The following is a 25,201-nucleotide window of genomic DNA, read 5'->3' on the forward strand; positions in this document are numbered from 1 at the left end:
CCAGCCATGAAATTCAGCATTGCCCAGGCGGAAGAATTCGTTTCTTCCATTTTTGAAAAGAACGGCGTTTTGCCGGAGAATGCACGCTCCGTTGCGCGTGCGCTCATTGCGGCAGAAGCCGCAGGGCAGGGCGGTCACGGCATTCGCCGATTGTCCGCCTATATCAGCCAGTTACGCGTCGGCAAGATCGACGGTCAGGCGAAGCCCGTTGCATCGCAGCCGCGTCCTGCGGTTCTCAGCGTCGATGCCGGTCACGGCTACGCTTATCCGGCTATTGATATGGTCGTCGAGCGGCTGCCAGCCATCGCGCGCACTCAGGGCATCGCGCTGGGGGTCATCGGCAGATCACATCATGCCGGCGTGATGGCGTTGACGGTCGAGCGTTTTGCAGACCAGGGTCTTGTCGCCTTCATGGTTGCGAATGCACCGGCATCCATGGCGCCTTGGGGCGGAATAAAGCCGCTCTATGGCACCAACCCCATCGCATTTGCGGCACCGGTTGAAGGCGCTGACCCGCTCGTCATCGATCTGGCGCTCTCCAAGGTCGCACGGGGACGAATCATGGCGGCGCGGCAGAAGGGTGAGACGATACCCGATGATTGGGCGCTTGATGCCAGCGGGCGCCCGACGACCGACCCGGATGAAGCGATCAAGGGCACGATGTCGCCTGCGGGCGATGCCAAGGGTGCCGCCCTTGCCTTGATGGTGGAGGTCATGGCCGCAGGGCTGACCGGTGGCAATTTCGGTTTTCAGGCATCATCGCTGCTGGATGATACCGGGACTGCGCCGTCGCTTGGACATACCATCATCGCCATCGACCCGACGATTGCGGGCGATCATATCTTTGCCAAGCGACTGGCCTTGATGGCAGCCGAGATCGAGGGACAGGAAAATGCGCGTTTGCCGGGGCGAAGAAGCCAGGGCATTCGCAAGCAGTCACTGGAATATGGCATCGTCATCGACGACGATATCATGGCCGAGATACGAACCCTGTGATCACCGCCGGGCGCTGATGTGGTGCTGAAGCAACTCGACGAAAGCGGTGCCCGCTGTCTCCAGCGCGCCGCTGTTGTCGATCGTGACGACATCGAAATCACCACGGACATCGAGTGAACTGCGTTGCAGCCTGCGAAGAATGTCGTCACGGCTTTCTCTACCGCGACCCTCAAGCCGCGCGGCCAAAACATCAGGGGTGGCGACGACATTGACGACTGTCAAGTTGGGAAAAACAGCCTTGAAATGTCCTAGCGCGGAGCGTGAACCGTTGGCGATGACGATGTTGCCTGCGGCAAGCTTGTTCTGCACCGATGCCGGAATACCGTAACTGAGACCATGAGCCTGCCACGACACGCAGAGTTCGCCCTCCGCGAGACGACGCGCAAACGTCTCATCGCTGACAGCGTCATGATTTTCCCCTCCCGCATCGCTGTCCCGGGTGATGACGCGGCGCACGAAATGGACATCGTCGCGATCGCGAAACCGGCCTGCGGCGAAGTCCATAATCGTATCTTTCCCCGCGCCGCTTGGTCCCACGACCACGATCATCACGCCGGAGCGCGGAGAAAGACGAGTGGAAGTCGGGGCAGGGTCACTCATGCCACGCGCCTGCCCTGTCGCCACACGGAACGAACAACGGGCACGCCATCGTCCCGATGGACGCGCACGAGATCGGCTCGCAGACCGGGGGCGATGCGGCCACGATCGGCAAGCCCCACCGTACGGGCCGGTGTCGCGGTCACCATGGAAAGCGCCCTTGGAAGGGTCATGCCTTCGACCTGATCCGCCAGAAGGAAAGGTGCATGAAGCAGACTGAATGGGACATAATCGGACGACAGGACGTCGAGAACACCGATCTCGGCGAGATCTCGCGCGGCGATGTTGCCGGAATGGGATTTGCCCCGGACGATGTTCGGCGCACCCATCAAAACACTCATGCCTGCACCGTGTGATGCCTTGGCGGCTTCGACGCTGGTGGGAAACTCGGCCAGCTTCACACCGTGACCGATGGCCTCATCGACATGCGCCAGCGTAGCATCGTCGTGACTGGCAATGGTTATGCCGCGTGCCAAGCACTGCGCGGAGAGGTAGTCGCGGTGCTTGGTGGAGTATTTTGTCGACGCCGCGACGCGGCGATCCACGAACGCCTTGAAGACCTCGTCGCTGAGGCCACGTTTTTTTTGATAGAAAACGACATACTGATCCATGGTCTGGAATTGCCGTTGGCCCGGCGAATGGTCCATCAACGAAATCAGCTTGACCTGCGGATCGCTCTCGAAGTCTTCGAAATGATCCAGCACATCGGCAGACGCGACTTCACAGCGAAGATGCAGAAGATGATCGGCCCGCAGCCGATTTTCGCTCTGGGCCTGCTCTATGGCATCCGCCATGTCGCGCATCTCGCCACGGGCAAAGCCGCCATCCTCATCCGAGCCAAGCCGAAGGCAATCGAAGACGGTGGTGATGCCTGACGATGCCACCTGCGCATCATGGGCCTGAATGGCTGCAATCTTGTTCCACGTCACACCGGGACGGGGAGAATAGTGTTGTTCGAGGTGGTCTGTATGGAGTTCCACCAGTCCGGCGATGAGGTAATCGCCTTCGAAGTCCTCGCCCATACGTGATGCGCCTTCGCTGATATCGGCAATCACGCCATCACGGATCAAAACCGAGCCTTGGATGATCTCGTCTTCTAGGACGATGCGGGCGTTGGAGAATACCTGTTCGGTCATGCTGTCGCTTCTTTCGTATCATCTGCGTTCGGCGCGGCAAGTGGCAACCACGTGTGAGCGATGAAGGGCTCGCCACGCGCCTTTTCAATGAATAGACCAAGCCCGGAAATGGTGAGTGGACGATCTGTAAACTCGGAAAAAGTCATCGTCAGAACCGTCGACATATGGTCGCGCTCGACCTCATCCACCGGCCCGGTCAGCGTCATATGGAAACGAAAATCATCCATGACATGCGGATAGCCCCAGAGAGAGAGGTTCTGCCGCTGGCTTTCCGTGAGGTTTTGCGGCCTGCGGCGCGCGATGTCGCTGTCGGACAATGGCGCACGGAAAGGATCGAAGTAATCCACGACGTCAGCTGCAAAATCCTGAAGCGGCTGGTAGGGCGCTTGCGGCACCAGCGCGAAGAACGGCCCCAGAGAACCAACCACCAGTGTAGGAATGTCTAGGGTATGCCGTGTCGCGGCAAAAGCGTGAAGGGCGGCCAGAAGATCGGCTTCGCGGCGCTTTTCGGAAAGCTCGAAGGGTGCTTTCAGCGTGGCGTGGAAACCGTACCGACGTGGCTCGGCGGTGATATCCGCATAGGCCTCGTGTTCATTATGGGTCACACCGGAAAACGCGTTGCGCCCCAGCCATCGAGATGCCTTTTCGGTGAGGGCATCATGTTCGGCGGGTGTAAAATAGATGGCGTAGCGCACGTTGGTCGCACTTTCGGTATCAAGGATCAGGATAGTATCTGGAATGACTCGCCCTGGCGAAGCAAGGCCGCAAGAGCGAATTAGAGCCTCTACGTGACGGAATGATGATAGAGCCGAAAAACTCCGCGTGGCGGATGCGTTTTAGGGTGAGGTGGCCAGCTTGCTGGATGGTCTCCGAAATCGAGATGAAACTTCTTCAAACATTGTGCGTTAGTCTTGCAAGTATTCACGGATGCAAGGAGCACAGGCTCATGGAAATCGGAATTCTCGTCGCACTGTTCTTTACAGTATTTGCCGCATCAAGCGTAGGTTGCGCCTATTGGTTCGGCGAACATCGTAATTTTTAAAGTCAGTCACAGCGCAATATTTTTTATTGTGCTTAATCGTTCCGACTATATTGCCTATAAAATAACGAAAGCGCCGCAAGCTTTAAATTGCAGCGCTTTTTTGTTTCTGCGCAATATCAATGCGCGGCGGACATATCGCCCAGCACTTCCTTTGAAGCAACGGTGGAATCCTCATTCAGCTTGTAGACCATGGGAACACCCGTCGCGAGGTTGAGCTTGAGGATTTCTTCCTTGCTCAACTTATCCAGCACCATGACCAGCGAGCGCAGCGAATTGCCGTGGGCGGCAACCAGAACCTTTTCGCCACGCAGCACGCGCGGCAGGATTTCCGTCAGGTAATAGGGCCAGACGCGGGCACCGGTGTCGCGCAGGCTTTCGCCGCCTGGAGGTGGAATATCGTAGGAACGGCGCCAGATATGAACCTGGTCTTCGCCCCATTTTTCACGCGCATCATCCTTGTTCAGACCGGACAGATCGCCGTAGTCGCGTTCGTTCAGCGCCTCGTCCCTAATGGTCTGGAGGTCAGGCTGGCCGACATTGTCGAGCACCATCTGGCAGGTTCTCTGGGCGCGGATGAGCGACGAGGTGTAGGCGATATCGAACTTGATGCCGTAATCGGCAAGTGCCTTGCCGCCTGCATTGGCCTCCTCAACGCCAAGCTCCGTTAGATCGGGGTCGCGCCAGCCGGTGAAGAGGTTCTTGAGGTTCCAGTCACTTTGACCGTGACGAACGAGGACGAGGGTTCCGCTCATATCGATTGCTCTCCGAGTTGATTATTGGTCTTTCGCCAGACCGAGAACGTCCAGCATGGAATATAGGCCGGGCTTTTGCCCATGCGCCCAGACGGCAGCAGCGATGGCGCCGCGCCCGAAAATCGTGCGGTCTGCCGCGTGGTGGGTGAGCGTGACCTGCTCTCCCTCTGCGGCAAAAATAACCGAGTGGTCGCCGACGACCGACCCGCCGCGCAATGTCGCAAAGCCGATCGTCCCGCTTTCACGAGGGCCTGTGTGGCCATCACGCACGCGCACGGAATTGGATGCGAGGTCGATATCCCTGCCTTTCGCAGCCGCCTGGCCCAAAAGCAGGGCAGTGCCAGAGGGGGCATCGACCTTGTGCTTGTGGTGCATTTCGAGAATTTCGATATCCCAGCCATTGGCGTCCAGCGCTTTTGCCGCCTGCCGCGTGAGAACGCTGAGCAGGTTGACGCCGAGGCTCATATTGCCGGATTTGACGACGCGGGCGTGGCGGGCCGCCGCTTCGAACTTCTCCTCATCCGCCACCGAGCATCCCGTGGTGCCGATCACATGGACGATGCGGGCCTGCGCGGCAAGACCCGCGAAAGCAACGCTGCCAGCGGGCGAGGTGAAATCGATGACCCCCTCGGCATGAACGAAAGCCTCGAGCGCATCGCTTGTTATTGCAACGTCGATAGGACCAAGACCGGAAATCTCACCGGCATCACGACCGATAAAGGGTGAGCCTTCGCGCTCGACGGCGGCATGAAGCTGGACACCCGGCGTTTCGTGGATCAGACGGATCAGGGTTTGACCCATCCGTCCAGCCGCGCCGACCACCACCAGTTTCATGCCATTGCCGCTCATACTGCCCTACCTGTAGGTTTCGTTCAAAGACCGCGAACGCCCGTCGCCTGAAGATTGTTTAGGCGAGCGTAAAGACCATCTTCCTGCCGCGCAAGCGTCTCGTGAACGCCTTCTTCCACCACCAGTCCTTCGTTCATCACCACGATCTTGTCAGCCTTGACCACGGTCGACAGACGGTGCGCAATCACAATGACCGTGCGACCCGTCATTGCGGTATCGAGTGCTTTTTGCACCACGGCCTCCGACTCCGTATCCAGCGCTGATGTCGCTTCGTCCAGTAGCAGGATCGGTGCATTGCGGACCAGAGCGCGGGCGATGGACAGGCGCTGGCGTTGACCGCCGGAGAGCGTCATGCCGTTTTCGCCGACCGCCGTTTCGTACCCTTGTGGCTGGGCAAGGATAAAGTCATGCGCAAAGGCCAGCCGTGCTGCCTCTTCGATCTCCGCATCTGTTGCCTCGGGCCTGCCATAGCGGATGTTATCGCGGATCGTTCCTTCGAAGAGATAGGGCTGCTGCGAGACATAAGCGAGGTTCTGGCGGACGGACATGGTCGTGACATCGGCGATATCTTGGCCATCGATCAGAATCGTACCGGCGCTTGGATCGTAAAAGCGCGGAATGAGATTGATGATCGTTGATTTTCCGGCACCGGATGGACCCACGAGAGCGGTCGTCTTACCGCCCTCTGCAATGAAACTCACGCCACGCAGGATCGGGCCGCCGTCTTTGTACGAGAAGACCACGTCACGCAATTCCACCGTCGCATTCGAAATCTTCAACGGTTGCGCATCGGGCTTCTGGCGTTGCACCGGCTCCATATCGAGAATGTCGTAGATCATCTGTGCGTTGACGACAGCGCGTTCCAGCGAAATCTGAACGCGTGCAAGACGGCGTGCAGGATCATAGGCAAGAAGAAGCGCCGTTACGAAGGCAAAGAAAGCGCCCGGAGGGACATTGTCATAGATCGCACGATATGCGGCATAGGCAAGAACACCTGACACCGCGAGACCAGCAAGGGTTTCGGTCAAGGGCGCGCTTTTTTCGGTCAGCCGTGCGATGCGGTTGGCACGCGATTCGGCGGAATCGATCACCGCATCGACACGGGTTTCCAGCTGCTTTTCCATCGTGAAGGCTTTGACGATGGCAATGCCCTGTAGCGTTTCCTGCATGGCACCCAAAACGCGGCTGTTGAGGATAACGGCATCGCGCGTTGCGCTACGAAGTCGCTTGGAGATGTAGCGTAGTCCCAGCACGAGCGGCGGGGCGATGAAGACAATGACGATGGAAAGGATGGGATCTTTTATGATCATCACGCAGACCAGCGCGATGAAGGTGAGCAGATCGCGCGCAACCGTCGTCACTGTCAGATTCATGACATCGCGAATGCCGCCGATATTTTGACTGACCTGGGCTGCCAAGTGCGCGGAACGAGACTCGCTCAGATATCCAACCGACAATGTCATCAGGTGGGAATAGAGCCGCTTCTGATAGCGCGCGACAATATTGTTGCCGATCTTTGAGAGGGCTACGGACTGGCCGTAAGTCGCTATTCCGCGGATGAAAAATGCGGCAAAGATGGATGCGCAGATGATCCAGACAAGATCGGCCCGTCGGTTGACGAAGGCCTCATTGATGATGGAATCCATGATCCACGCTGTGAACGCGGTTGTACCAGCGACGGCCAGTAGGCAGAAAATCGCAAAGGCATAGCCGCGCATATGATCACGGGCATTTTCGGCAAAAATGCGTTTCAGGACTGACGTGATGGTATCGGTATCCATAGGATGCCGTTTTTTGGCGGTCTTCAAGCGTTCATCCACCTTGTGCGGTTGCGGCGGACATGCCGCCCATTCAAGCGGCGTCTATATCCACTCGGGCCGGATTTGACCAGTCCTGACTTTACCCTGGGTGCTGCCAGCGCCGCCCATCCAGCGTCAGGCCGAAATCCGAAGGTGTACGGGCATAGGTCGAAAGACCCGCCAGCGCCGCCTGGGGGTGGGTGACCACATGAGTGGGGATGGCGCGCATGAGGACCTTGTGCGGCGCCTTGTCTTCGAACGCGGCGCGGAACTCCGGCAGTCGCAAGGCGGGAATGATTTTCTGCGATATGCCACCCGCCAGATAAACGCCGCCACGCGCCATGAAGATCAACGCCATGTCGCCCGCGATGCGGCCGAGATAGGTGCTGAACAACGACAGGGTTTCCTTGGCTTCCCGGTTTTCGGCGCTCAGGCCCTTGGCCGTTACGTCTGCGGGATCGGAAAAGACGGGCGTTATGCCGTCGGCCTTACAAATGGCGCGGTAGAGATTGACGAGCCCGCGTCCACAAAGGATTTGCTCGCCTGCGATACGCCCTTCAATGGCGTCGAGATGCGGAAACACCTGATAGTCGCGTGCGCTGCGCGGGCCGATATCGACATGGCCGCCTTCACCGGGAACCGGAAACCACATGTTGCGGGCGTAAACCAGGCCTGCGACGCCAAGCCCGGTACCGGGTCCAAGCACGACACGCGACGCCGTCATATCCGGATTATGGGGGCCGATGGTTTCTCTGTTGTCGCCATCAAGCGACGCAATGGCCAGAGCCTGCGCTTCGAAGTCGTTGATGACGATCACGTCCTTGAGGCCGAGATTGACGAGCATTTCCTTCGGCTTGACGACCCAGTGGCAGTTCGTCAGCGGTATCTCGTCGGTCTCGATCGGACCGGCGACAGCAAGGATCGTGGACACCGGCAGCAAGGCGGTGTGGTTCAGAACCGCATTCTGGATCGCATCATCGATCGATGCGTAATCGGCGGTCTTGACGCTGGTCAGCTGGGTGGGTTCGGCGTTCGCATCCGGCAGAATGCAGAAGCGCGCATTGGTGCCGCCGATATCTCCGATGAGAATCGGAAAGGAAAGTGTGTCGTTCTGCTTGGTCATCGCTGCTCCTGGATGGCCCTGAAATCAATGTGTCGAATGAAAATCGGTCAGCTGTTCGGCCGTGGCGCGGTTCAAGGCCATGGGGATGTCATAGACGGTCGCAAGGCGTGTCAAAGCCTTGACATCGACGTCGTGGGGTAGGGAAGACAAGGGATCGATGAAGAAGATCAGCATGTCCACATCGCCCGTCGCGATCATCGCGCCGATCTGCTGATCACCGCCCAGCGGGCCGCTTTTCAGGCGCACGACGTTCAGACCCGGGCAGGCATCCTGCACCCGCCCGCCGGTGGTGCCGGTGGCAACGATCCTGAATTGCGAGAGAGCGGCCTGATGCCGACGGGCGAAATCCGCCATGTCGTCTTTTTTCTGGTCATGCGCGATCAATGCGATACAGCGTTGCCCTGTCATATGGTATCTGCGCCCCAGCCTTGTTCAGATCGCATTTTCTAAATCGATTTGAAGCCTTCTAGCGCAATTTCACACCGTTTGGAAAGCCGGGCTACCTTAATTCGACGAAGGGCGGGACGATGGTCGCGGCACATCCGCAGGCGGCATGGGCACGCTTGATCTGGACGATTGCGGCACGATGTCCTGTGCTTGGGACGACGGCGCAGACGGCGCGTAGGAATTTTGAGCCGCGACACTTGCCCTGCCTGCCGAGGGAGCCGCTGCGATCGCCGCACAGGCTTTCGGCAAATCGGACACCATCATTGGACGCGGCGGCTTTGGTGGCTTGGCATTCGGGTCTTTCTTCGGTGTCGCCCAAGGCTCCTTGGTAAACCACCATGCCAGCGACTTGTCGCAGCCATCGCCCGCGCCCACGGGTGCCTGCGGCTTGCAGTTCGTTGCGCCGGGCGGGCATTCCAGACGCACATGGAAGTGCTCGTCGTGCCCGTAGATCGGCCTGATCTTGCCCATATAGGTACGGTCGCCGGTCCATGTCTGGCAGAGCTTCTGCTTGATGGCCGGATTGACGAAGATGCGCTCCACCTGCGGATAGCTCGCTGCCATCATCACCAGCTTGGCATTGAGCGGCGACCATTTGCGATCATCCACCGTCAGGAACTTGCTTTTGTCGAGCATGGAGATGAACGGCGTGCTTTCGCGCTGTTCTGCGCTCATGATGCGATCCGGCATGGGACGCCACCAGATGTCGGCATCGAGACCGATCTGGTGCGAGGCATGACCCGTCAGCATCGGGCCGCCACGCGGCTGCGAGATATCACCAATCAGAAGGCCGGGCCAGCCGATCTTTTGGGCATCCTGCGCAAAGCGCTCGATGAAGGAAATCATCTGTGGCTGGCCCCAGCGACGATTGCGAGAAAGGCGCATTGCCTGAAAACCCTGGCCTTCGGTGGGAAGCGCCACGGCACCCGACTGGCAACCCTTGGCATAGGAACCGTAAGAAGCGGAGGGACCAGCGGAGGGAAGGGCGATATTGCCGAAAACCTGTTTTGCCGGACCATCCTGCGCAAAGGCTGAAACGCTATCCATGGCCAGCATGGACATCATCGAAAGTGCCAGGAATGATGCCTTGCCCACGCCTCTTGCCATTTTTTCCATATCGTCCGCCGCCTGCGATGCTTGAAATGATTCTGTCGGAAATATTACGCTGGAACCGGAATTTGGTGAAAGCATGTTTGGCCGATTTTCGCGGCGTAAACGGCTTGTGACCCAAATCCCCTATATTTTGCCAATGTTTGTCTTATGGTGCACGGCAATGAAAACGAAAAGGACTGTCGCTTTATGGCATTGGCAAAGTTGAAATCCGGTGTGTTCGCTCTGGCTGCTCTATCATGTGTTATGACGCCGATAGCGGCACGGGCTCAAGACAGCGAAAACTGGCGCAGCGGGATTTCGACAATTGGCGAACTGAAGCACCCTAATGGGTTTGAACGATTTGATTACGTAAACCCGAATGCGCCCAAGGGTGGAACGCTACGCCTATCGACCGCTGGCACCTTCGATACGGTCAATCCGCTTCTGGCAAAAGGCGAACTTGCGACGGGGCTTGGCGCTGTTTTCGATACGTTGATGAAATCCTCAGAAGAGGAACTATCCTCATCGTATGGCCTTCTGGCCGAGGCGGTCAGCTTTCCAGACGATATTTCCAAGGCCAGTTTCCGGCTGCGAAAAGAAGCGAAGTGGTCCGATGGTCAGCCGGTGACGCCCGAAGATGTCGTTTTCAGTTTCGAAAAGGCGAAGGATTTAAGCCCGCAACTGGCAACTTATTACACCCATGTCACTAAGGCCGAAAAGACCGGTGAACGTGAAGTCACTTTCACCTTCGATGAAAAGAATAATAAGGAACTTCCTCAGATCGTCGGCCAGATCATGGTCGTTCCGAAACACTGGTGGGAAGCCAATGGTGCCGACGGAAAGCTGCGCGACATTTCCCGTGGCACGCTGGAGCCCGTCATGGGGTCTGGCCCATATAAGATCGCGTTCATCGCACCGGGTTCGACCATTACCTATGAGCGGCGCGACGATTATTGGGGTAAGGACGTCAACATTAATGTTGGGATGAACAACTTCAAGACGATCACTTACACCTTCTATACAGACCGCGATGTCGAGTTTCAGGCGTTCAAGGCCGGGAATACGGATTTCTGGCAGGAGAATTCCGCAGGGCGCTGGGCAACGGGTTATGATTTTCCGGCCGTGAAAGACGGTCGTATCAAGAAAGAAGAGTTGCCCAACATCTATCGTTCCGTTGGCATAATGCAGGCACTCGTGCCGAATGGACGACGCGACAAATTCAACGACCCAAAAGTCCGGCTGGCCTTGAACTACGCCTTCGACTTCGAAGAAATGAACCGCACGCTGTTCTATAACCAGTATCAACGCATCGGCAGTTTCTTCATGGGTAGCGACTTAGCATCGTCTGGCCTTCCTCAAGGAAAAGAGCTGGAAATTCTGAACGAAGTCAAAGATCAGATTCCCGCCGACATTTTTACAAAGGAATATACGAACCCGGTAGGCGGCGATCCCTCAAAACAGCGCGACAATCTTCGTGAAGCCGTAAAGCTCATGAAGGAAGCCGGTTATGAGCTTCGTGGCAACCGAATGGTCAACGCGTCCACGGGCCAGCCTTTTGAGTTCGAAATCCTCGTTGATTCCGCAGCGATGGAGCGCGTAGTGGTCACTTACGCGCAAAATCTAAGAAAGATCGGAATCAACGCCACAGTCAGAGTGGTGGATACGTCGCAATACACAAATCGTACCCGGTCTTTTGATTTTGACATGATCGTCAATCTCTGGGCTCAGAGCGCGAACCCAGGAAATGAGCAGGCAGATTATTGGGGCTCGAAGGCGGTCGATCGCCAAGGTTCCAAAAACTATGCGGGCATCAGCAACCCAGCTGTCGATGCAATCGTTCGCAAGATTATCTTTGCCGCAAACCGCGATGACCAAGTCGCAGCCGTCAAGGCGCTGGACCGCGTGCTTCTTGCTGGAAACTACGTGATCCCGCAATTTTATCGCGGTGAAATGACGCTGGCCTACTGGAATACGCTGGTACAACCCCAGACACTGCCCCGATACGGGATCGGTTTCCCCGATGCTTGGTGGTCTGCAAACGCCGCAAAATAACGTGGGCCTTGCTTTATAAGGCAAGCCTTGATTCACATGAGCGATTACGAATCACGACGCCTGCGGTCCTTACCGCAGGCCCGAAAGGAAACGGTTTGACGAAGCCGATGACAACCGAGCCTCTTGCCATGCTGGGACGCGCCTGATGGGAGCCTATATTCTGCGGCGTCTGGCCCTGATGATACCAACCATCATCGGCATCATGGGCATTTCCTTTCTCGTCATTCAGTTTGCACCCGGTGGTCCGGTCGAGCAGGTCGTCGCTCAGCTTTCCGGCTCAGGTGACAGCGCGTCTGACCGCCTGTCTGGTGGTGGTGACCTCATGGGTGGAGGGATGGATGAAAGCGGCTCGAAATATCGCGGCGCGCAGGGTCTCGATCCGGACCTGATTGCCAAGCTGGAAAAGCAGTTCGGTTTCGACAAGCCGCCGCTCACCCGCTTTCTTGAGATGATGTGGAATTACATCCGCTTCGATTTCGGCGACAGTTTCTTCCGCAATTCCTCCGTCATCGACCTCATCATCGACAAGCTACCGGTGTCGATCTCGCTCGGCTTCTGGATATTGATCATCTCCTATGCCATTTCGATCCCGCTCGGCATCAAGAAGGCCGTTTCGGATGGCTCGAAATTCGATGTCTGGACATCGGGAATCGTCATCGTCGGCTATGCGGTGCCGAGCTTCCTGTTCGGCATTTTGCTGATCGTGGTGTTTGCGGGCGGTTCGTTCTTCGACTGGTTCCCCTTGCGAGGGCTGACATCGGATAACTTTGCCGAACTGACATGGTGGCAGAAGATCATCGACTATTTCTGGCACCTGGCGCTGCCGCTCACCGCGCTCGTCCTTTCGGCTTTCGCCACCACAACGCTGCTGACAAAGAATTCCTTCATCGATGAAATCAAGAAGCAATATGTGGTCACGGCCCGCGCCAAGGGTCTGTCGGAACGAAAGGTTCTCTACGGCCACGTCTTCCGCAACGCTATGTTGATCGTCATTGCCGGTTTCCCGGGCGCCTTCATCTCGGCTTTCTTCACCGGGTCGCTGTTGATCGAAAACATCTTCTCGTTGGATGGCCTTGGACGGCTCGGTTATCTCTCGGTCGTCAACCGCGACTATCCGATCGTGTTCGGCACCCTGTTCATCTTCTCGCTGATGGGTCTCGTCGTCAGCCTCATCTCCGACATGATCTACACCTGGATCGATCCGCGCATCGACTTCGAGCGGAGGGACGTGTGATGACCATGACAACGAGTCTCGTAACCGATGCTCCGCCTCAAAAGCGTCCGTTCTTCTCGCCGACAAGCGTGCGGCGCTGGCAGAATTTCAAGGCCAACCGCCGTGGTTACTGGTCCTTCTGGCTGTTCCTCGTGATCTTCGGTCTCAGCCTGTTTGCCGAGTTTCTGGCCAATGACAAGCCGATCATCGCCTCCTACAAGGGCGAGATTCTGGTGCCTGTGATGGTGGATTACCCGGAAGAGAAATTCGGCGGCTTTCTGGCCCAGACGGATTACAAATCCTCCTTCATTCAGGATGAAATCAACGCCAATGGCTGGATGATCTGGCCACCGATCCGCTATTCCTATCAAACGGTCAATTCCAACATTCCGCATTCGGCACCCACAGCACCCTTCTGGCTGATGGATGAGCAGGAGCGTTGTTCCGGTTATCCGCAAGGCGCGGCTGATCCAGGCTGCACGCTCGGTAATCTCAATTGGCTGGGCACGGACAATCAGGCGCGCGACGTGGCTGCCCGTGTCATCTATGGCTTCCGTATCTCCGTGCTGTTCGGTCTGGCGCTTACCATTGCTTCTGCCATCGTCGGTGTCAGCGCCGGTGCGGTGCAGGGCTATTTCGGCGGTTGGACGGACCTTCTGATGCAGCGTTTCATCGAAATATGGTCGTCCATGCCGGTGCTCTATATCCTGCTCATCATCGCCGCTATCCTGCCGCCCGGCTTCTTCGTGCTGCTGGGTATCATGCTGTTGTTTTCCTGGGTGGGCTTTGTCGGCATCGTGCGTGCCGAGTTTCTGCGCGCCCGCAACTTTGAATATGTTAACGCCGCCCGCGCGCTGGGCGTCGGCAACGGCACCATCATGTACCGCCACCTGCTGCCCAATGCCATGGTCGCGACACTGACCTTCCTGCCGTTTATCCTCTCAGGCTCGATCACGACACTCACCTCGCTCGACTTCCTTGGCTTCGGCATGCCGCCCGGCTCGCCATCGCTGGGCGAACTGATCGCGCAGGGCAAGAACAACCTTCAGGCCCCCTGGTTGGGGCTCACGGCCTTCTTCACCATGTCCATCATGCTGTCGCTGCTGATTTTCGTCGGTGAAGCGGTGCGAGATGCCTTCGATCCGAGAAAGACATTCCGATGAGTGCCGTAAAGGATACGATGACCGCTCCGCTTCTTTCCGTCCGTGACCTGTCCGTTGCCTTTCATCAGGGCGGCAAGGAGAGCGTGGCCGTCGATCATGTGTCGTTCGATATCATGCCCGGCGAGATCGTCGCGCTGGTGGGGGAGTCGGGCTCGGGCAAATCGGTAACGGCGAATTCCATTCTGAAGCTTTTGCCATACCCTGCCGCCAGCCATCCCTCCGGGCAGATTCTGTTCGAAGACAAGGATCTGCTGAACGCCTCGATCCGCGAGCTTCGTGCGGTTCGCGGCAACGACATCACCATGATCTTTCAGGAGCCAATGACCTCGCTCAATCCGCTGCACAGCATCGAGCGGCAGATTGGCGAAATCCTCGAGCTTCATCAGGCCATCACCGGCATCGAGGCGCGCAAACGGACGCTGGAACTGCTGTTGCAGGTCGGTATTCGTGAGCCGGAAAAGCGGCTGAAGGCCTATCCGCACGAGCTCTCCGGCGGCCAGCGTCAACGCGTGATGATTGCCATGGCGCTCGCCAACCGGCCGAAGTTGCTGATTGCGGATGAGCCGACGACGGCCCTCGACGTGACGGTGCAGGCGCAAATTCTCGAATTGCTGGGCGATTTGAAGAACCAGCATGACATGTCCATGCTGTTCATCACCCATGATCTCGGCATCGTGCGCAAATTTGCTGATCGCGTGTGCGTGATGACCAAGGGTAAGATCGTGGAGACCGGCACGGTCGAGCAGGTCTTCACCGATCCGCAGCACGCCTATACCCGTCACCTTCTGGCCGCCGAACCGAAGGGCGAACCGCCGCTGTCCGATAGCAGCAAGCCCGTGGTCATGCAGGGAGATGACATCAAGGTCTGGTTCCCGATCAAGGCCGGACTGATGCGCAAGGTGGTGGATCACGTCAAGGCGGTGGATGGAATCGATATGACCCTGCGCGCCGGTCAGACGGTGGGCGTTGTGGGCGAATCCGGTTCGGGCAAGACGACGCTAGGACTGGCGCTGTCGCGACTGATTTCGTCCAAGGGGCGGATCAGCTTTATCGGCCAGTCCATCGATGGCTATTCCTATGCGATGATGAAGCCGCTCAGAAACCGGCTTCAGGTGGTGTTTCAGGACCCCTATGGTTCGCTGAGCCCACGCATGTCGGTGGGTGAAATCATCGCCGAAGGTCTGCGGGTGCATGAAAAATCGCTGTCTGCGGATGAACGGGACCGGCGCGTGGCGCAGGCGCTGGATGAGGTGGGCCTGGATACCGCCACCCGCTGGCGCTTCCCGCACGAATTCTCCGGCGGCCAGAGACAACGCATCGCTATTGCCCGCGCCATGGTGCTCAAACCGCGCTTCGTGATGCTGGACGAACCGACATCGGCGCTGGATATGAGCGTGCAGGCGCAGGTGGTAGACCTGTTGCGCGATTTGCAGGCCCGGCATGATCTGGCCTATCTCTTCATCAGCCACGACCTGAAGGTTGTCAAAGCGCTCGCCAACGACATGATCGTGATGCGCCACGGCAAGGTGGTGGAGAGTGGCCCAGCAAAGTCGATCTTCGAAGCGCCGAAGGAAGACTATACGCGCGCGCTGATGGCGGCGGCTTTCAACATCGAGGCGGTCAAAACGGCAGCGATCAGCGAGTAGGCGTTTTCAAGAACATGCTGGCCTTCTTGGGCCAGCCCACGTACGATGCAACGAGAACGTGGAAAACAATGAGGCGTGATGTCATCATGACGGCGCGAGATATACTTTATCAGCTTGTGGATGCTTTCCGTTAGCGACTCTGCCGCGAACCGAAGATGAAACAACCTGCTGGTGAATGATGGTCGATATTGATTACGCAAAAAGATTTTTCGAAGAAAACCCCGATATTGAAATTCTTGAAGCCTTTGTCATTGACGTAAATGGTGTGCCGCGCGGCAAGTGGATACCGCGTGAACGGGCCATCGATGTGCTGGAAAAAGGCATGGCCGTGCCGCGCTCCGTCTACGCGCTGGACATCTGGGGCCGCGATGTCAACGCAGCCGGTCTTGCCGAAGGCACCGGCGACCCCGATGGTCTATGCTTTGCCGTACCTGAAACGCTGTCACGCGTGACATGGCTGGGGCGTCCCACGGCGCAGGTTCTGCTGGCCATGAAAGACCCTGACGGCAACGGTTTTTACGGCGATCCGCGCAATGTGCTGGCGCAGGTTCTAGCAGGGTTTACCCGACGCGGACTGACGCCGGTCGTGGCTACCGAACTCGAATTTTATCTGATCGATCCTGTTCGCTCCGCGCTAGACCCCGTGCGCCCGCCGCGCAGCCGCGAGGGACGCTGGCATACGGGCCAGACGCAGGTTCTTTCCATCTCGGAATTGCAGGATTTCGAGGGTGTCTTCCACGATATCTCGACGGCGTGTCGCGCGCAGAATGTCGGGGCTGACACGACGTTGCGCGAAAACGGTCCTGGCCAGTATGAAATCAACCTCAACCATGTGCCGGATGCCCTGCGGGCAGCGGATGATGCCGTCTTCCTGAAGCGCATCGTTAAGGGCGTGGCCCGCAAGCACGATCTCGATGCCACCTTCATGGCCAAGCCTTACGGCATGCAGGCGGGCAATGGCATGCATGTGCATTTTTCCATGCTGGATAGAGACGGCAACAATATCTATGCGGGCGAAAACGGACCCTCCGAAGCGCTGATGCATTCGGTCGGCGGCCTCCTAGAGAATATGGGAGAGAGCATGGCGGTGTTTGCACCGCACGCCAACTCCTACCGCCGCCTGCGCCCCAGCGAACACGCGCCGACCTATGCCTCCTGGGGTATCGATAACCGATCTGCCGCCGTGCGTGTCATCGTCGCCAGCAAGCCTGCGACCCGCATTGAACACCGTGTGGCCGGTGCCGACACCAACCCCTATCTGGTGCTGGCCATGATCCTGAGTGCCGCCCTTGCCGGCATGAAGGAAAAGCGCCAGCCTGGTGGCGCGATCTCGGGCGACAGCCACGCCATCAACCATGAGCCGCTGCCGACCAACTGGGATTATGCGCTTCAGCGTTTCACCCGTTCCAGCTTTGCCTACGCAACCTTCGGGCAGAAATATCGCACGCTATACTCGGCCTGCAAACAGCAGGAACTCTCCGAATTTTCTCTACGCGTAACCGACGTCGAATACGACGCATATATCAGGACGGTTTGAGATGGCGAAAGTGACTGACACTCCAAATCCCGGCCACACCACGTCATGGTACGCGGCGTCCGCCAACACCAAGACCGTCCGCACAGCGCTTCAGGGCGATCAGGATGCTGATGTCTGCATTATAGGTGCAGGTTTTACCGGCCTGTCGGCTGCGTTGGAACTGGCGCAAAAGGGTTTCTCCGTCATCGTTCTGGAAGGTGAGCGGGTTGGTTTTGGCGCGTCCGGGCGCAACGGCGGCCAGATCGTCAACGGCTACAGCCGCGATCTTTATACGATTGCCCGACGTTATGGCGCGCAGAAGGCGGCGCAGTTAGGCGCGATGTCGCTCGAGGGCGGGCAGATTATCCGCGAGCGGGTGGCGAAATACGGGATCGATTGCGATCTGGTCGATGGCGGCTTCTTCGCGGCGTTCACACCAAAGCAGATCACCGAGATGGCGGACAATAAGGCCAATTGGGAAAAGCACGGCCATACCGGGCTTGAAATGGTCTCCAAGGCCGAGGTCGGTAAATACGTGAAGTCGGATCGCTATGCGGGCGGCATGATCGACCGCTTCGGCGGGCATATCCATCCGTTGAACTACGTTCTGGGCGAAGCAGCAGCGATCGAAAGCCTCGGCGGGCGCATCTTCGAAAACTCGCGCGTGATTGCGGTCGAGCAGGGCACGAACCCGGTGGTGCGGACGGCGCAGGGCAAGGTTGCTGCGAAATATGTGCTGGTCTGTGGCAATGCCTATCTCGGCGGACTGCTGCCGGAAATCGGTGAGCGGATGATGCCGGTGTCGAGTCAGGTGATGGCGACGGAGCCGCTGGATGCGGCTCTGATCGAAGATCTCCTGCCTGCCAATTACTGCGTTGAAGATGCCAATTACATCCTCGATTATTACCGCCGCACCTCCGACAACCGCCTGCTCTATGGCGGCGGTATCGGTTATGGCGGCAGCGATCCCGCTGACCTCACCAGCGTCATCCGCCCCAATATGCTGAGAACTTTCCCGCAATTGAAAGATACCAAGATCGATTTTGCATGGAGCGGCAACTTTGCGCTGACGCTGACGCGTATTCCGCATATCGGGCGGCTGTCATCCAACGTCTATTTTTCGCACGGCGATAGCGGCCATGGCGTGACGACCACGCAACTTCTGGGCAAGATTTTGGGTGAAGCGGTTGCGGGGCATGCGGAACGCTTTGATGTCTGGTCGTCGCTGCCGAACTATCCGTTCCCCGGCGGCAAGACATTCCGCGTGCCGCTGACCATGCTCGGCGCATGGTGGTACGGCCTTCGCGACAAGCTGGGTGTTTAGAGTAATTCAAGCAAAAGTATGAAGCGGCTTTGTGTCCGGAATTGCGTGAAAACCTATAACGCGGATAAGCCCTTCAAGGCGTTGTCGGTGATCTCGTCTGGCGTGGCGTCGATACTGACCGTGACAACGCCGGGTTCTCCGGTTGGCACTTCCAGCGTGGCGAGCTGCGTCTTCAAGAGCGAAAGCGGCATGAAGTGGCCGGTGCGCGCCCCCATGCGTTCGGTCAGAAGCGCTTCGCTGCCTTCGAGATAGACAAAGGCCAAGGGGCCGCCGCAGGCGCCACGCAGGCGGTCGCGATAGGTCCTCTTGAGGGCAGAGCAAGAAACGACGATGCCACCTGCTTCAAATCCTTTGCGCAGTTCAGCCCCGACGAGATCAAGCCATGGCCAGCGGTCATCATCGGTGAGCGGCGTCCCGGCAGCCATTTTCTCGACATTGGAGGCCGGGTGAAGCTTGTCACCCTCCATAAAGGGAATGCCCAACCGTTCTGCCAGCTCTTCGCCAACGGTAGACTTGCCGCAACCGCTGACGCCCATGACGATGATTGCCTGTTTCACGATGACCTCTGCATTTCAAATTCGATCTTCATCCGCTTACAGCATGAGGCTATCGGGCGGACATCTTTTCTCTTCACAAATCAGTAGCCCGCACGCCGGGCCGCCTTTGCCTCCAGCATGGATAGCCCGCTATGGATCAGCACGGCAAGGGCTGCGACGATCATACCGCCCTGAAGAATGAAAGCGAGATTGTTGGATTGCAGCCCGGCAATGATGACTTCGCCCAGCGTGCGTGCCGCAACCGTCGAGCCAATGGTGGCGGTGGACAGACTGATGACGGCAGACAGGCGGATACCTGCTAGGATGGCGGGAAGCGCGAGCGGCAGCTCGATCCGCCACAGGCGCTGGAAGCCGGTCATGCCAGACCCACGCGCCGCTTCGACAATAGCGGGGGGAAGGGTGGTGAGGCCGGTGATCGTGTTTTCGAAGATCGGCAGCAGGGCATAGAGAAACAGCGCCATCAGCGTCGGCTTCTCGCCAAAGCCCATGATCGGCACGGCAAGCGCCAGCACCGCGACGGGCGGAAAGGTCTGGCCGATATTGACGATACTGCGTGACAGCGGCAGGAATTCCCGCCCGAATGGCCGGGTGACGAGAATGGCCAACGTCCCGGCGATGATGATGGCCGCACCCGTAGCAATCGCGACCGTCGTCAGATGAGACAGCGTTAGCGAGAGAAGATTGGCCTGTATGTAGATGGCCGGAGCATTGGTCTGAACAAGAGGCTTGAACACGGGTTCGAAAAGCTCTGGCTTCACGAGGAAGGTTATGAGCAAGAGGCTGAGTGCGGCCAGCAGAAAGGGACCAAGCCGCTTTGTCATGCAGACCCCGCCGCATTGTGCAGCAAGACCTCGCGGCGAATGCGCCCTGCCGCCTGTCCATCCGGTCCGGTTACGGGAAGCATGTCACGTCCGGTCCACAGCATGGCCGACAGCGCATCGCGTTGGCTGGTCGCTGCAGGCAAAGGCTCACCTTCGGCCTCTCCCGGCTCCACGATCTCGCCGACGGTTGCGACCGATAGCAGCCGCAGCGGTCTCTCCCTCTCACCGATCATGGTGCGCACGAAATCCGTCGCCGGTTTGCGCACCAGTTCGGCGGGTTTGCCGTATTGAACGATTTTGCCCTTGTCCATGACGGCGATGCGGTCTGCCAGATGAAAGGCCTCGTCCATATCATGGGTCACGAGCACGATGGTAACGCCAAGCTTTTTCTGGATCGCCAGCAAATCGTCCTGCGCCTTGGCGCGGATGATTGGGTCCAGCGCGCCGAAGGGCTCGTCCATCAGGAGAATATTCGGCTCTGCCGCCAGCGCGCGGGCCACACCGACGCGCTGCTGCTGGCCGCCAGAGAGCTCGTTGGGAAAGCGGTTTGCGTAAAGGGCCGGGTCGAGCTGAAAAAGCTCCAGAAGTTCGGTCACTTTGGCATCGATCCGGGAACGGTCCCAGCCGATCAGTTCGGGAACGGTGGCAATGTTCTGCGCCACGGTGCGGTGCGGGAAAAGCCCATGACCCTGAATGGCGTAGCCGATGCTGCGGCGAAGCTGATAGCCGGGCATATCCAGAATATTCTGCCCATCGATGCGGATGATGCCGGATGTTGGCTCGACCAGACGGTTGATCATGCGCAGAAGCGTCGTCTTGCCGGAACCCGAGGTGCCGACGATGACGGTGATGCTACGGGCATCAATCGTTAGTGAAACATTATCGACAACGGTCGCGCCGTCATAGTCCTTGGTCAGATTTTCGACCTCGATCATGCGTTGCTCCCGCGCCTGAAAAGATTGCTGTCGATCAGCGCATCCAGCAGGATGGCGGCTGTGAAACCGAGAATGACTGTGGGGATTGTGCCCAGCAGAACGAGATCCATAGCCGTCTGGCCGATGCCCTGAAACACGAACACACCGAACCCGCCGCCGCCGATGAGGGCTGCGATGGTGGCAAGGCCGATATTTTGGACGAGAACGATGCGAATTCCGGTGAGAATGATCGGCAGCGCCAGCGGGAGATCCACTTTGATCAGCCGCTGCGCGCTCGTCATGCCAAGACCACATGCCGCTTCGCGCACGGAATTCGACACGCCATCCAGACCGACGACAGTGTTGGAGACGACCGGCAGCAGTGAATACAAGAACAGCGCAACGAACGCTGGCGCCATGCCGATGCCGCGAATACCGAGGTCGGATGCGCCGGGGACATTGGCGGCAATCCAACCGAGCGGCGCGATCAGAAGGCCAAACAGCGCGATAGAGGGAATGGTCTGGACGATGTTGAGGCTGTTCAGCACACCGGCGCGGAGCTTCCGCACCTTGTAGCAGAGAACGCCGAGCGGAATTCCAACTAGAACGGCGGCGACAAGTGAGCCGATGGCGAGCTGGACGTGCCGGAAGGCTTCCGTCCAGAAAATATCGGCGCGGCTTTGATATTCCTTCAACAGGGAAAGATCGTTCCATTGCCCGGAGGCGAGCATGGTGCCGACAAGGGCGAGCGCGATGACAAGTAGCAGCACGCGAATGGCGGGTTTGGGATCGAGCCGTGCAATCGCGTCCGTCGCCATAACGATCAAACCCGCCATCAACAACCAGAAGCCGCTGGCCGGGGAAACGCGGGCGTACGTGTTTTCAGCGGGGGTAAGATGGGAGGCGGCAAGGCCAATTACGAATGCGAGGGTGGCAAGGCCAATCAGTGCCGAAACGAGCCTGAGTTTCGTTTCACTACAAAAAAACGCCATCGCCGCTGCGGCTATGACGATCGCGATGAGGCCATATCCGGCAAGGGGCGGCAGCGCATCGAGAATGCCGCGCGTCTCGCCCTGGATGATGCGGTTGGCGCGAAATGTTGCGAAAGGCAAAGCTACCAGAGCATAGATCAGCAATGCAGCGATCAGCGCCCCCACCTTGTCGGGCTTAAACGTCAGACGTTCAGGGGCAGGGAGGGCGCGCTGCAAAGTCGCCTCTTATTGTATGAGGCCGTTCTTCGTCAAAAAGTCCAGCGCCACGTTTTTCGCCTGTTCACCACCGACCTGTACGCGACCGTTCAGTTCCTGAAGGGTCTTGAGATCGAGTTTTTCGAACACCGGCTTCAGCAGCTGCTCGATATTGGGATGTTCTTTTAGAACCGCTTCGCGAATGATCGGTGCGGGCTGGTAGACCGGCTGGACATTCTTGTCGTCTTCCAGCACCACGAGACCGGACGGGGCAATGCCGCCATCCGTACCATAGACCATCGCCGCATTGGCGTTGTTGGTCTGGTTGGCGGCTGCAGCAATAGTTGCTGCCGTATCACCGCCAGAGAGGGTGATGAGCTGATCGGACTTCAGCGTGAAGCCGTAGGTTTTCTGGAAAGCTGGCAGCGCGGCTGCGGAATTGACGAATTCCGACGACGCGGCAAGAACCATCTGGCCGCCACCAGAGACGTATTTTCCGAGGTCGCTCAGCGTCTTCAGATTGTTCTTATCGGCAATATCCTTGCGGATGGCGATGCCCCAGGTGTTGTTGGCAGGCGAAGGTGCCAGCCAGACGATCTTGTTGGCGTCGTAATCCAACGTCTTGGCCTCTTCATAGGCTTTCGCGGAGTCCTTCCAGAGCGGATCGTCGGCCTTTTCGAAGAAGAAGGCGGCATTGCCGGTGTATTCTGGATAGATATCGACCTCACCCGCTGTGATCGCCTTGCGAACGACTGGCGTTGCACCAAGCTGGATGCGGTCTGTCGTTTCGATGTTGTTTTTGTTGAGAACAGTCAGAATGATGTTGCCGAGAACGCTGCCTTCGGTGTCGATTTTGGACGATACGACGACCTGGGCCTGTGCAATCGATGCATAGAGGGCGAGCGCCAGTCCGGCGCCAGTCAGCTTCATCAAACGCTTCATCAACAATCTCCATGGAAACGGGTGCGGGCCGAGGGGAACGCGCTATGTCGATGAAATCCATGTTCCCCAATTCAGTAGGCGGTAACGAAACCGAGAGCCAAATGGTTCCATGCGAATTTTAATTTATGCGTAGAGGCTAATTTGACTTCAGTCTGGTTTCCGGCGCGCATCTTTTCCCATGACAAGCGGCATCAACACAGAGAGGAAAAGCAGCCGCAGCACGTGGTGGGAACCGACATAGGCGGTGTCAGCATGCATCATGACAGCCATGGCGGCCATGGTTTCCAGACCGCCCGGTGAAAACGCAATCATGACCGTGTTGAGCGGCACGCCAGTCAGTCTCGACACGAACACTGCAATCACAGAAGCGAGCAGCATAACGACAACCGTTACGACGCCGCCTGCGACGAAGGCCTTGCGCATGTCGCGCAGTGACGCACGGGAAAAGCGTGTGCCAATGAGGCTGCCGAGAACAATATAGGTGGGCTGGCTGAGCCAGTTCGGCACACCACCGCTGGTCAGGCCGGTAATATGGATGCCGATCGATACGGCGACACCACCTAGCAACAGCGCTGCCGGAAAGCGCCAGCGCATGAACAACCAGCCGACGGCCAAGGATGCCAGAATGGTAAGGCCCAGAACGACCGGATGCATTGGTGCAGCCAGGATAGGTGGTTCAATGCTGATGAGATCGAGATATTCAACGATTAGGGGCACGGCGAGGGTGAGGGCCAGCACCCGTACGCTCTGGATGACGCTGACGGTTGCCAGATCGCTCTTGGTCTCCGCCGTCAGGCTGATGATGTAACTGAGGTGGCCAGGAGAGGCGCCCAGCATGGCCGTGGTGCGGTCGTAGCCAAAACCGCGCAAGACCCAGTAGGCGACATAAAGAAGAATGACGACGGTGACGAGAACAGCCAAGAAGCTGAGCGGCCATGCTTTCGCGGCATCAATCACCTCCGGGGTTACGCTCGTGCCCATGGAAATGCCGACGATGACGAATGTAGCGTTGCGCAGCAGATTGGGCACCGAGAGCCGCAAACCCGCAAGTCCTGCAAGCGTGACAGCCAGTGCAGGGCCGCAGAGAAACGGAGCCGGAAAGTTGAGGGCGAACGCAACCAGAGCGCCGATGCTGCCGATTATGGCAGTGAGGATAAAACTCTGGAGGTCTGGCTTGATGATCATTGCAAATACTAAAGGAATCGAAGAGGCGAATTTCGGTTTCCAGTTGCACCTTTTGGGCCGCCACCGTCAACCTTCAAGCCGTGGAAAAAAGAAAACCCGCGAACGAGGTCCGCGGGTCGAAAAATATCGCTGTTGTCTCGTTCAGGCTGCGGGCGCTGCCACCACTGCGGCGGGACGGCGCTTGGCCATCGTGTCTTCCAGACCCAGCAGGAAGCTGATCTGTGGGCGTGCCTTGACGAGATCGTCAATGGAATATTGCGTCAGGACATCGAAGAATGCGTTCAGCGCCTTGCGAAGTGCGGAGTTGAGGCCGCAGCTATCGACCAGTGGACACTCGACTGCACCATCTTCGAAGCACTCGGCCATGGCAAAGCTGTCTTCGGTAACCTTGACGACGTCGAACAGGCTGATCTTGTCCGCCGCACGACCAAGCCTGACGCCGCCATTGCGACCACGAACGGTTTCGACCAGGCCAGCCTTGTTCAGCGGCTGAAGAATCTTGAACAGGAAGAGTTCCGAAACGCCGTAAGCCTTGGCGATCTCTGGAATGCGGCTGAGGTGGCCATCGTTGGCAGCGCAGTACATCAACATGCGGACGGCGTAATTGGTCTGTTTGGTCAAACGCATGCTGGTCTCCTAACTCCTGTAATGTGGAGTTATATAGTCGCTTTTACAGTTTAGAACAATTCCAGAAATTAAAAATTCTCTAACGGAATTTTCAAACTCAAAATTGCCCCGTTGACCGCCCATTCGATTCATGAACAAACAACTCAAGAATCCAACTTATCGGAGGCATTCCCCATGGCAAGGACGAAATCCATCATTTGTGCGATTGCGGCGACGGCATC

The 25,201-nt window shown here is 57.9% G+C and carries 23 protein-coding genes; 7 read left to right on the plus strand and 16 right to left on the minus strand.

Annotated elements, in window-relative coordinates:
• Positions 1 to 6: 6 nt before the first annotated feature.
• Positions 7 to 996 (plus strand): Ldh family oxidoreductase, encoded by a 990-nt coding sequence (locus HRR99_RS00325; RefSeq protein ID WP_233122346.1) that lies wholly within the window; start codon positions 7 to 9, stop codon positions 994 to 996.
• On the opposite strand, the gene phnN is transcribed toward HRR99_RS00325, so the two are convergent.
• From phnN to mepA, 9 genes are all read right to left on the minus strand, one after another.
• The gene (gene phnN / locus HRR99_RS00330) at positions 997 to 1,596 is read right to left on the minus strand and encodes a phosphonate metabolism protein/1,5-bisphosphokinase (PRPP-forming) PhnN (protein ID WP_233122347.1); all 600 of its coding nucleotides are present in this window, start codon (positions 1,594 to 1,596) and stop codon (positions 997 to 999) included.
• Complete coding sequence (locus HRR99_RS00335; RefSeq protein WP_233122348.1) at positions 1,593 to 2,729, minus strand: alpha-D-ribose 1-methylphosphonate 5-triphosphate diphosphatase; 1,137 nt, start codon at positions 2,727 to 2,729, stop codon at positions 1,593 to 1,595. The genes phnN and HRR99_RS00335 overlap by 4 nt, the downstream gene beginning before the upstream one ends.
• Positions 2,726 to 3,424, minus strand: coding sequence for a DUF1045 domain-containing protein (locus HRR99_RS00340; protein ID WP_233122349.1), 699 nt, complete (start codon positions 3,422 to 3,424; stop codon positions 2,726 to 2,728). Before HRR99_RS00340 ends, HRR99_RS00335 begins: the two co-directional genes overlap by 4 nt.
• Positions 3,425 to 3,887: 463 nt before the next feature.
• Positions 3,888 to 4,523, minus strand: coding sequence for a 2,3-bisphosphoglycerate-dependent phosphoglycerate mutase (locus HRR99_RS00345; protein ID WP_233122350.1), 636 nt, complete (start codon positions 4,521 to 4,523; stop codon positions 3,888 to 3,890).
• 21 nt (positions 4,524 to 4,544) lie between these two features.
• Positions 4,545 to 5,372 carry a 4-hydroxy-tetrahydrodipicolinate reductase gene (gene dapB / locus HRR99_RS00350; protein WP_233122351.1) on the minus strand — a complete coding sequence of 276 codons (828 nt, stop codon included), beginning with the start codon at positions 5,370 to 5,372 and terminating at the stop codon, positions 4,545 to 4,547.
• Positions 5,373 to 5,395: 23 nt separating this feature from the next.
• A complete protein-coding gene (locus HRR99_RS00355; protein WP_422387320.1) occupies positions 5,396 to 7,153 on the minus strand; it encodes an ABC transporter ATP-binding protein in 1,758 nt (585 codons plus the stop codon).
• Positions 7,154 to 7,271: 118 nt separating this feature from the next.
• Positions 7,272 to 8,294: a glucokinase gene (locus tag HRR99_RS00360; RefSeq protein WP_233122353.1), complete on the minus strand. Its 1,023-nt coding sequence runs from the start codon at positions 8,292 to 8,294 to the stop codon at positions 7,272 to 7,274.
• A gap of 24 nt (positions 8,295 to 8,318) precedes the next feature.
• Positions 8,319 to 8,702, minus strand: coding sequence for a methylglyoxal synthase (locus tag HRR99_RS00365; protein ID WP_045230101.1), 384 nt, complete (start codon positions 8,700 to 8,702; stop codon positions 8,319 to 8,321).
• Between the two features lie 96 nt (positions 8,703 to 8,798).
• The gene (gene mepA, locus HRR99_RS00370; protein ID WP_233122354.1) at positions 8,799 to 9,857 is read right to left on the minus strand and encodes a penicillin-insensitive murein endopeptidase; all 1,059 of its coding nucleotides are present in this window, start codon (positions 9,855 to 9,857) and stop codon (positions 8,799 to 8,801) included.
• Positions 9,858 to 10,040: 183 nt separating this feature from the next.
• Between mepA and HRR99_RS00375 the strand changes: the two genes are divergently transcribed.
• From HRR99_RS00375 to HRR99_RS00400, 6 genes are all read left to right on the plus strand, one after another.
• Positions 10,041 to 11,885 (plus strand): extracellular solute-binding protein, encoded by a 1,845-nt coding sequence (locus HRR99_RS00375; protein WP_233122355.1) that lies wholly within the window; start codon positions 10,041 to 10,043, stop codon positions 11,883 to 11,885.
• A gap of 145 nt (positions 11,886 to 12,030) precedes the next feature.
• Positions 12,031 to 13,119 (plus strand): microcin C ABC transporter permease YejB, encoded by a 1,089-nt coding sequence (locus tag HRR99_RS00380; RefSeq protein ID WP_065699982.1) that lies wholly within the window; start codon positions 12,031 to 12,033, stop codon positions 13,117 to 13,119.
• A gap of 5 nt (positions 13,120 to 13,124) precedes the next feature.
• Positions 13,125 to 14,261 carry an ABC transporter permease gene (locus HRR99_RS00385; protein WP_422387321.1) on the plus strand — a complete coding sequence of 379 codons (1,137 nt, stop codon included), beginning with the start codon at positions 13,125 to 13,127 and terminating at the stop codon, positions 14,259 to 14,261.
• A complete protein-coding gene (locus tag HRR99_RS00390; protein WP_233122357.1) occupies positions 14,258 to 15,907 on the plus strand; it encodes an ABC transporter ATP-binding protein in 1,650 nt (549 codons plus the stop codon). The genes HRR99_RS00385 and HRR99_RS00390 overlap by 4 nt, the downstream gene beginning before the upstream one ends.
• A gap of 175 nt (positions 15,908 to 16,082) precedes the next feature.
• A complete protein-coding gene (locus tag HRR99_RS00395; protein WP_045230096.1) occupies positions 16,083 to 17,444 on the plus strand; it encodes a glutamine synthetase family protein in 1,362 nt (453 codons plus the stop codon).
• 1 nt (position 17,445) lies between these two features.
• Complete coding sequence (locus HRR99_RS00400; RefSeq protein ID WP_233122358.1) at positions 17,446 to 18,747, plus strand: NAD(P)/FAD-dependent oxidoreductase; 1,302 nt, start codon at positions 17,446 to 17,448, stop codon at positions 18,745 to 18,747.
• Between the two features lie 53 nt (positions 18,748 to 18,800).
• On the opposite strand, the gene HRR99_RS00405 is transcribed toward HRR99_RS00400, so the two are convergent.
• From HRR99_RS00405 to rirA, 7 genes are all read right to left on the minus strand, one after another.
• Positions 18,801 to 19,283, minus strand: a complete 483-nt coding sequence (locus HRR99_RS00405; protein WP_233123528.1) for a gluconokinase — start codon at positions 19,281 to 19,283, stop codon at positions 18,801 to 18,803.
• A 101-nt stretch (positions 19,284 to 19,384) separates the two neighbouring features.
• Entirely contained in the window at positions 19,385 to 20,125 is a 741-nt protein-coding gene (locus HRR99_RS00410; protein WP_233122359.1) for an ABC transporter permease, read from the minus strand.
• Positions 20,122 to 21,060: an ABC transporter ATP-binding protein gene (locus HRR99_RS00415; protein WP_233122360.1), complete on the minus strand. Its 939-nt coding sequence runs from the start codon at positions 21,058 to 21,060 to the stop codon at positions 20,122 to 20,124. Before HRR99_RS00415 ends, HRR99_RS00410 begins: the two co-directional genes overlap by 4 nt.
• Positions 21,057 to 22,217: an ABC transporter permease gene (locus HRR99_RS00420; protein ID WP_233123529.1), complete on the minus strand. Its 1,161-nt coding sequence runs from the start codon at positions 22,215 to 22,217 to the stop codon at positions 21,057 to 21,059. The genes HRR99_RS00415 and HRR99_RS00420 overlap by 4 nt, the downstream gene beginning before the upstream one ends.
• A 39-nt stretch (positions 22,218 to 22,256) precedes the next feature.
• Complete coding sequence (osmF, locus tag HRR99_RS00425; RefSeq protein ID WP_233122361.1) at positions 22,257 to 23,168, minus strand: glycine betaine ABC transporter substrate-binding protein OsmF; 912 nt, start codon at positions 23,166 to 23,168, stop codon at positions 22,257 to 22,259.
• A gap of 147 nt (positions 23,169 to 23,315) precedes the next feature.
• A complete protein-coding gene (locus tag HRR99_RS00430; protein WP_233122362.1) occupies positions 23,316 to 24,353 on the minus strand; it encodes an AbrB family transcriptional regulator in 1,038 nt (345 codons plus the stop codon).
• Positions 24,354 to 24,494: 141 nt separating this feature from the next.
• The gene (gene rirA / locus HRR99_RS00435; protein WP_111840076.1) at positions 24,495 to 24,980 is read right to left on the minus strand and encodes an iron-responsive transcriptional regulator RirA; all 486 of its coding nucleotides are present in this window, start codon (positions 24,978 to 24,980) and stop codon (positions 24,495 to 24,497) included.
• Positions 24,981 to 25,201 lie beyond the last annotated feature (221 nt).

Origin of the sequence: Agrobacterium vaccinii (assembly GCF_021310995.1) — a bacterium.
In the GTDB taxonomy this organism is placed as follows: Bacteria; Pseudomonadota; Alphaproteobacteria; order Rhizobiales; family Rhizobiaceae; genus Agrobacterium; species Agrobacterium vaccinii.